Origin of the sequence: Intrasporangium sp. DVR, from assembly GCF_040365325.1 — a bacterium.
Lineage (GTDB): Bacteria > Actinomycetota > Actinomycetes > Actinomycetales > Dermatophilaceae > Intrasporangium.
In genome coordinates this window covers 245,606-253,586 of record NZ_BAABZW010000003.1, presented here as the reverse complement: position 1 = coordinate 253,586, position 7,981 = coordinate 245,606, and the positions used below count along the sequence as shown (strand labels likewise).

8 protein-coding genes are annotated in these 7,981 nt (G+C 71.6%); all 8 read left to right on the top strand.

Going from position 1 to position 7,981, the window contains the following annotated elements; all coding sequences use genetic code 11:
• The first annotated feature begins 281 nt into the window (after positions 1–281).
• Positions 282–902, top strand: a complete 621-nt coding sequence (locus ABWV20_RS04070) for a nucleotidyltransferase domain-containing protein (protein WP_353353543.1) — start codon at positions 282–284, stop codon at positions 900–902.
• A 3-nt stretch (positions 903–905) separates the two neighbouring features.
• On the top strand, positions 906–1,304 hold the full coding sequence (locus ABWV20_RS04065; RefSeq protein ID WP_353353542.1) for a hypothetical protein: 399 nt from the start codon (positions 906–908) through the stop codon (positions 1,302–1,304).
• A gap of 410 nt (positions 1,305–1,714) precedes the next feature.
• Entirely contained in the window at positions 1,715–1,978 is a 264-nt protein-coding gene (locus tag ABWV20_RS04060; protein ID WP_353353541.1) for a hypothetical protein, read from the top strand.
• Between the two features lie 356 nt (positions 1,979–2,334).
• The gene (locus ABWV20_RS04055) at positions 2,335–3,537 is read left to right on the top strand and encodes an NAD(P)/FAD-dependent oxidoreductase (RefSeq protein ID WP_353353540.1); all 1,203 of its coding nucleotides are present in this window, start codon (positions 2,335–2,337) and stop codon (positions 3,535–3,537) included.
• An 83-nt stretch (positions 3,538–3,620) separates the two neighbouring features.
• Positions 3,621–5,030: a sensor histidine kinase gene (locus ABWV20_RS04050; RefSeq protein ID WP_353353539.1), complete on the top strand. Its 1,410-nt coding sequence runs from the start codon at positions 3,621–3,623 to the stop codon at positions 5,028–5,030.
• Positions 5,027–5,731, top strand: coding sequence for a response regulator transcription factor (locus tag ABWV20_RS04045; protein ID WP_353353538.1), 705 nt, complete (start codon positions 5,027–5,029; stop codon positions 5,729–5,731). Before ABWV20_RS04050 ends, ABWV20_RS04045 begins: the two co-directional genes overlap by 4 nt.
• Before the next feature lie 96 nt (positions 5,732–5,827).
• A complete protein-coding gene (locus ABWV20_RS04040) occupies positions 5,828–6,745 on the top strand; it encodes an ABC transporter ATP-binding protein (protein ID WP_353353537.1) in 918 nt (305 codons plus the stop codon).
• Positions 6,742–7,977 (top strand): ABC transporter permease, encoded by a 1,236-nt coding sequence (locus tag ABWV20_RS04035; protein WP_353353536.1) that lies wholly within the window; start codon positions 6,742–6,744, stop codon positions 7,975–7,977. The genes ABWV20_RS04040 and ABWV20_RS04035 overlap by 4 nt, the downstream gene beginning before the upstream one ends.
• Positions 7,978–7,981: the final 4 nt, after the last annotated feature.

The window sequence follows — 7,981 nt, the reverse complement described above, 5'->3', positions numbered from 1 at the left end:
TGGACCAGTCAGCGCCTGAGATGTGCGTCCAAGTGGGCGGTGTGACGCTGCCGCATGCCACGTTCTCCCCGTCGAGCGGGCTGGCTCGTATCGAGAGGACCACGACGTCTCGCCCGACCACCATTCGCACCGTGGCGGCCGAAAACGGGACATCGCCCGCAGGGGTATGCACGTAGCGATGGCTGCCGCGGCACGCGCCCGCCTCTACTTAGAATAGTTGGGCCTCCCGTACTAAAGTTGGACGCCAAGCGCAAGCCCGACGTGAGGAGAGAGGTTCACCGGTGCAGTTCTCAAACCCGCTGGCGGTGGTCACACCGACGCTCGACGGGCCGGTCCTGGCCGCGCTGGCTGCGGCCGACGGACCCTTCACGACCGGCCAGCTGACCAGGGTCCTCGGCGAGGGCTCCGAGGAAGGGATCCGCAAGGTCCTGCGGCGGCTCACCGCCCAGGGGATCGTTTCGGCCGAGCGGGTCGGTCCCGCGTTCGCCTACCGGCTCAACCGGGCGCATCTCGCGGCGGAGCCGATCATGGCCTTAGCGGGGCTACGCGCGACGTTCCTTGCCCGACTCGAGCGGCTGCTGGCCGCGTGGGACCAGCCCGCGGCATACGCCGCGGTGTTCGGCTCGGCCGGTCGCGGCACCATGCGCACGGACAGTGACATCGACCTGCTCCTCGTGCGCTCGGACGGCCCGGACGACATGTGGGACACACAGCTGGAACACCTGGTCAGCACGGTCAGCGCGTGCACGGGCAACGACCTGCGCCCGCTCGTGTACACGCTCACCGAGCTCGACGCGGCGCGCGGCGAGCCGGTCCTGCTCGACATCCTGGACAGCGGCATCACGGTTGCCGGCGAGCGGTCCTGGTTCCAGCGCCGCGCACGGCCCCGAAGGGCGAGGTGACCCATGGGCACCCGAAACTGCTCCCCCGAGGTCCGTCGTGGCCGGCTGGCCAAGGCCGAAGGATTCCTCCAAGCCGCCGAGGACGTCTCCCTCCTCGACGACGACGGGCAGCTTCGCGACGCTGTCGTGACGCTCTACGTCCACGCCGGCATCGCAGCCTCCGACGTAATCTGCTGCGCGCGTCTTGGGCTGCACGCCACCGGGGACAATCACGCCGAAGCCGTCGCCCTGCTCAAGAAGGCAGGCGCCGCCTCGCACCGACACCTCGCCACCCTGCTCGGGCTGAAGACCAAAGCGGGATACAGCCACACCCCAGCCAGCGCCGCCGACGTCAAGAAGGCCGCGCGGGCAGCGGTCCAGCTGGTCGAGGACGCCCGGTCGGCCAGCCCACCCAGTGGCTGAGACCCTCGACGGCTCCCACCAAGCACACTTCCTCCCCGGGCCAGCGGCGCTCCGCCCAGATTCCGCCAGAACTCCCAACACAGCGTCAAACACTCGCAGACCACACACGCCACTGAAGACCTGAAAACCGTTGGCACACAGCCTGACACGACGTTTCCGCAGGTCACGGGCTTGCGCCCTCGGGAGGTGATGTGGACCTCCTAAAGCGGGTGTCGCAGGTTCGAATCCTGCCGGGGGCACCAACCCGTTTCCGCAGGTCAGACCCCATTTTTCGGCTCCGCGACTCGGGCGGTCGATTGGTCCTTGCGCTCTGCAGGACCCGTGAAGGACCCGAGAACACGATTGACTCGTTCCAGCTGGAGCTGACGCGACCCATCACGCCGGCCGATCGCCGCCGATAAGGTTGGCAGGTGCAGAGGTACGGCTTCCGCAGCTGGCGAGGCAGCGGGCAGGCCGTCCGATGGACCCTCACGGCTCCCGCCGGTTGGTCGTTCCTCGCGACACGGCTCGGCGCCGTGACGACGGCCGGCTGGGTGCAGAGTCAGTACGGGGAGACACCAGCGGTCGTCACCCTGGTCCTGGCGATCGTCGTCGCCGGCCTTGTCGCACCCCACCCGCCCGACACGGTGGACGACGAGCACGACCCTCACCGCCGCGTCCCGACGGCGACCTAGGCACCCGGCTCCAGCGAGCGAGCGAGGATCACATGGCGTCGATGGCACAGCGGTTCTCGAAGGCCGGCAAGGCCGCGGCCGTGTGGGTGTATGGGCGTACTGGCGGCAAGGTCGGCGGCAGGGCGAGGGGCGGCAGTGGATTCGCAACCTCCGCGCTGGCCGAGTCCGAGTGCGCCACGCCGGCTTCCGGATCCCACCGGCACAGGGCAGCCGTATGCCGCTGGGCTCGCTCCCAGAGCCGCCTGACCTCCCGAGGGGCGGACCGCGGTGAGGGCGTCAGGCTCCCGCTGAGTCGCGCCACCCGGCTGCGCTCGGGCGGCTGGAAGCGATGCACCGCGTCGTGGTTGAGTGGCGCGGTGACGACCGAGGCGAGAGCCACCACGCCCGACTCCTACGACGTGGTCGTCGTCGGGGGCGGGATGGCCGGGGTCTCCGTCGCGTACGAGCTGGCGCTCGACCACACCGTCCTGCTCCTCGAGATGGAGTCGACGCTGGCTCACCATGCCACCGGCAGGTCCGCGGCGATGTACCTGGAGACCTACGGCGGCGCGCAGGTTCGCGCCCTGACCATGGGGAGCCGGGCGTTCCTCGAGGACCCGCCCGACGGCTTCGGCCGGCCGCTGATGGCTCCGCGTCCCCTGCTCCAGGTCGCCCGGGCCGGCAACGGCACGGTCATCGACACCCTCTACGAGCAGGTCCGCCCGCTCGTCACCGACGCGTCCAGGGTCGACGCCGCGCAGGCCGAGGCGCTCTGCCCGATCCTCCGACGGGGTGCCGTTGCCAGCGGGCTGTACGAGCCGCACGCGATGGAGCTGGATGTCCACGCCCTCCACCAGGGTTACGTCAACGGCCTCCGAGGCCGCGGGGGCACCATCGTTCGGCAGGCGCGGGTGACCCACCTGCGTCGCTCGCTGGACGGCTGGGACGTCCACGCCTCGCAGCGAGGGGAGGAGAGCGACCGCGACGGGTTGGTCGCTCGCGGCCGCGTCATCGTCAACGCGGCCGGCGCGTGGGCCGACCAGGTTGCGGCCGCGGCCGGCTGCGAACCCGTGGGACTCACCCCGAGGAGACGCACCGTCTTCATGGTCTCGGGGGACGGCGTGGCGGAGCCCCAGCACCCCCGGCACCCCCAGCACCCCCAGCACCTCCCGCTGCTCTACGACGCCGACGAGACCTTCTACGTCAAGCCCGAAGGGCAGCAGTTCCTCTGCTCCCCCGCCGACCGGACGCCCTGTGAGCCGGGCGACGTCAAGCCGGACACGCTCGAGATCGCCAGGGCGCTGGACGAGATCCGCGCGAGGACGACCTTGACCGCACGCTCGGTCAGGACGTCGTGGGCCGGGCTGCGCACCTTCGCCCCCGACGAGCAGTTCGTCGTCGGTCTCGATCCCACGGCTGACGGCTTCTTCTGGCTCGCCGGACAGGGCGGCTACGGCATCCAGACGGCACCGGCCACGGCCCGCTTCGCCGCGAGCCTTCTTCGCGGCGAAGCACCCCCGGACGACCTCACGCACCTCGGGCTGGATTCCGCCCTGCTCTCCCCCGCCCGCTTCCGCTAGCAGCGCCCCCGTGCTGACAACCGGGCCCTCCCTCCATCGGAAGGGGGATCACCCGGGCCCCTCGACTGCCTAGGCTGTGCCCCATGAGCAGGCCGGGGGAACGAGCGCGAGGCTGGCGCGCCGGGCCCGCTCGGGTCGCGGCGTGGTTCGGGGTCGACTCCGACTGGGAACGCGTGCCCCCCGACCCGAGGCGGACCTTCCGGGTCGACGCCGTCGTCGCGGCCGTGTTCCTGGTCGACGGGCTGCTCGGCCTCGAGCTGCTGCGGAGCATCGATGGGCTCGGCGACCCGTCCGGGCCGATCTGGCTGCAGCACGTGATGGTGGCCACCGGGACCATCCCGCTCGCCTGGCGGCGGCGCTGGCCGCTCGCGGTGGCGGCCGTCCTGTCGCTGCACATGCTCGTCGTCGGCATGGCTGCTCCCGGGGTCGCGGTGTCGATCACGATGCAGGTGGCCTACTTCTTCGCCCTGTTCACCGGTGTCGCCTGGGCACGGGACCGGCGGGCCATGCTCATGGTCGTGGCGGGCATCGTGCTCGCGATGGCGGGCTCCGTCGTGTGGCAGTTCGGGGTGGGCAACGGGGTCGCAGAGATCCTGAGCCGCTCCGACGGGCCGCTCGAGCAGCAGGGCCTCTTCGGTCCCATCCCCGCCTACCTGCTCTACACGGTCATCATCAACGTCCTCTACTTCGGCGGTGCGATCGTCGGCGGCCAGACCGCCTGGCGCGCCGCCCAGCGGCGCGAACGCCTGGTCGAGCAGGCGCGCACCATCGAGCAGCAGGCCACCGACCTCAAGCGCCGTGCCGTCGTCGAGGAGCGCCTGCGCATCGCCCGCGAGCTGCACGACGTCGTCGCCCACCACGTCTCGGTGACCGGCATCCAGGCTGCCGCGGCGCGGCGGACGCTGCGCCGCGACCCCGTCGTCGCGGAGACGGCCCTGCAGGCCGTCGAGGCGTCCTCGCGTGAGGGGGTCGCCCAGATGCGTGCCCTCCTCGGGACGCTCCGCTCCAGCGACGACTCCGAGGACCCGGACCTCGCCAGGGCGCCCGAGCCGGGTCTCGCGGATGTGGCCGCCCTCGCAGCGAGTGCCTCCACCCCGGGGCTGGCCGTCAGGTACGACGTGGTCGAGAACCCACCCGGCGCGCTGGCTGCCGTTCCCGCTCCGGTCGGGCTCTCCCTCTACCGCACCGTGCAGGAAGCCCTCGCCAACGTGCGCCGGCACTCCACCGCCTCGACCGCAAGCGTCTCCGTCCGCGTCGAGTCCTGCGCCCACCCCCAGTTCCCCCAGGGGTACGCCGAGGTCGAGGTCGTCGACAACGGCCGTCCCCGCTCGGGCACGTCAGGGTCCGGTCTCGGCCTGCTGGGCGTCCGTGAGCGCCTCGCCACCCATGGCGGGGTGAGCGAGATCGGCCCCCGGGTGACCGGCGGCTACCGCGTCAGGGTCCGTATGCCGCTGGGCTCGGTCGTCGACGCCACCGCGGGGTCGCGCTCGTGATCCGCGTGCTCCTCGTCGACGACCAGCAGCTGGTGCGCTCTGGGTTCGCCCTCATCCTCGGGGTGGAGGAGGACATCGCGGTCGTCGGCGAGGCGGCCAACGGCCGCGACGCCGTTGCGCTCGCCCGGCACCTGCGGCCGGACGTCGTGCTCATGGACGTGCAGATGCCCGTCATGGACGGGATCGCCGCGACTCGCGAGATCGTGAGCACCGACGCCGCAAAGGTGCTCATCCTGACGACGTTCGACCGCGACGACTACGTCTTCGCCGGCCTGGCGGCGGGCGCGAGCGGCTTCCTGCTCAAGAACTCCGATCCCAGCCACCTCGTCGACGGCGTCCGCACGGTGGCGGAGGGCCATGCACTCCTCGCGCCGGAGGTGACCCGACGCGTCATCGAGCAGCTCACCAGGTCGAGCCCGACGCGCCGAACCCCCGATGATCACCCCACCGGCCGCACCGCGCCCCAACGGGATCCGCGTCTCGAGGCACTCACTCCTCGCGAGCTCGAGGTGCTCGCGCTGGTCGGGCGCGGCCTGTCCAACCGCGAGATCGCCGCCGAGCTGTACGTCGGTGAGGCGACGGTCAAGACCCACCTGTCCAACGTCTTCGCCAAGCTCCACATCCGGGACCGCGTCCAGGCGGTCGTCGTCGCCTTCGAGACCGGCCTCGTCACCCGGGTGCGGGAGTCGGGCCCGTCCTGATCTCAGGTCGGTGTCGCGCTCCCCCGCGCGGCGGACCCCGGACCTCCCCCCGGCGGCTGATCCGCGGGAACCGGGCGGCCCCCTACCGTTGCCGTCATGGACACGACCAACCATCAGGGCGTCGAGGGCGGGGACCTCGAGCTGCGCCGCCTCACACGGCTGTTCGGCGACCTTCGCGCCGTCGACGAGATCAGCTTCGAGGTGCGCTCGGGGCTTCTCACCGGCTTCGTGGGGGGCAACGGAGCGGGCAAGACGACGACGATGCGCATGGTCATGGGAGTCCTGGCCATGACGAGCGGGGAGGTCCTCTGGCGTGGCCGCCCGGTCACCCGGGAAGACCGCAGGACGTTCGGCTACATGCCCGAGGAGCGCGGCCTCTACCCGAAGCAGCCCGTCCTCGACCAGCTGGTCTACCTCGGACGGCTCCGCGGTCTCTCGGCCGCGGCGGCGAAGAGGACCGTCCTCGACCACCTGGAGGTGCTGGGCCTGGCCGGCCGGTCCCGAGACCATGTCGAGAAGCTCTCGCTCGGCAACCAGCAGCGCGTCCAGATCGTCGCCGCGCTCATGGGCCGCCCGCAGGCCCTCGTCCTCGACGAGCCGTTCAGCGGTCTCGACCCGCTCGCCGTCGACGGCATGGCCGACCTCCTGCGCGAGCACACGGCTCGCGGCGTGCCGGTCCTCTTCTCCTCGCACCAGCTCGAGCTCGTCGAGCGGCTCTGCGATCGGCTCGTCATCCTCAGGTCCGGGAAGGTCGTCGCCGACGGGACACCCGACGACCTGCGGGCGGGGTCGCTGCTTCGACACCGCCTCGTCCTCGGCGGCGACGCGGGCTGGGTGCGCGACCTGCCAGGAGTGCACGTCGTCGACCTCGAGGGGCCGTCCGTGCTGCTCGAGCTCCTCGACCCGGCCTCCGAGCACCGGCTTCTCGCCGCAGCCCTGGACCGTGGCGACGTCCGTCAGTACTCCCCCGAGCGGCCGAGCCTGGCCCAGATCTACCGAGAGGTCACGGCATGACGACCACCCAGCACCGGCGCGAGGGCACGGAGGCCGAGGAGCCGGCCCAGCGGCATACGCAATCCGCCACGGCGCCATGGGTGCTCGTGGCGACGCGGGAGATCCAGGTTCGCGTCACCAACCGCACGTTCCTCATGTCCACCCTCCTCACCGTGCTGTTCATCGCCGGCTTCGCCGGCTTCCAGCTGTGGGAGGGAAGCCGGACGTCCGGGCACGCCATCGCCGTCACCGGGGGTCCTGCCACCTCGGTCGTGGCGGCAGCCGGCTCCGCCGTCCACGCGGTCGACGACCGGGTGACCCTCACCGCGCTGCCCGTCGCGGGAGCATCGGACGCCCGGGCCGCGATCCGGGAGGGCCGGGCCGACGCGTGGCTGCACCCCACGCCGTCCGGGTGGACCCTGACCTCGACGGAGGAGCTGGACCCGACCGTCACGACGGCCGTGCAGGACGCCGTTCGTGCCCATGCCATCGCGACGAACGCGGCCGCCGTCGGCACCACCGCGGAGGCGCTCCTGCGCGGAGCCGCACTGACGAGCGACCGGCTCGACGGCAATGCCGACAGCTCCGCCGCCGTCATGGGCGCGACGTTCGCCTTCGCCCTCGTGTTCTACTTCGCCGCGATGATGTTCGGGTTCCAGATCGCCGGCAGCGTCATCGTGGAGAAGGAGTCACGGCTCGTCGAGATCATCGCGACGGCCATTCCACTGCGGCAGCTGCTCGTCGGCAAGATCGTCGGCAACTCGGTGATCGCCCTGGCCCAGGTCGTCCTCTACTGCATCATCGGCCTCGCCGCGGTCTCCTTCACCGACTTCGCGACGGCACTGCCCGCGGTGGGGCCGGCGGTCGGCTGGTTCGTCGTGTTCTTCGCCGTCGGCTTCCTCGCCATGGCCTGCCTCTACGCGGTGGCCGGCGCGCTCGCCTCCCGCAACGAGGACCTGCAGAGCACGACGGCCCCCATGACGATGCTGCTCCTGCTCGTGTACTTCGCCAGCTTCGGCCTCAGTGGCACGGCACTGCAGGTCGCGTCCTTCGTGCCGATCCTGTCCGTCATCGCCATGCCCGCCCGCGTCATCGGCGGCGCTGCCGCCTGGTGGGAGCCGGTCGTCGCCCTGGCCCTGCTCGTGGGGTTCGCTGCCCTGACCATGACCATCGGCGAACGGGTCTACCGTCGGGCGCTGCTCAAGACCGGTGGCCGGCTCTCCTGGCGGCAGGGGCTGGACACCGGCGAGTGAGCGG

Bases quoted from the DNA above. Each gene is read 5' to 3' on its own strand.
- ABWV20_RS04065 (WP_353353542.1), top strand. From the start codon at position 906: ATGGGCACCCGAAACTGCTCCCCCGAGGTCCGTCGTGGCCGGCTGGCC.
- ABWV20_RS04050 (WP_353353539.1), top strand. From the start codon at position 3,621: ATGAGCAGGCCGGGGGAACGAGCGCGAGGCTGGCGCGCCGGGCCCGCT.
- ABWV20_RS04040 (WP_353353537.1), top strand. From the start codon at position 5,828: ATGGACACGACCAACCATCAGGGCGTCGAGGGCGGGGACCTCGAGCTG.
- ABWV20_RS04035 (WP_353353536.1), top strand. From the start codon at position 6,742: ATGACGACCACCCAGCACCGGCGCGAGGGCACGGAGGCCGAGGAGCCG.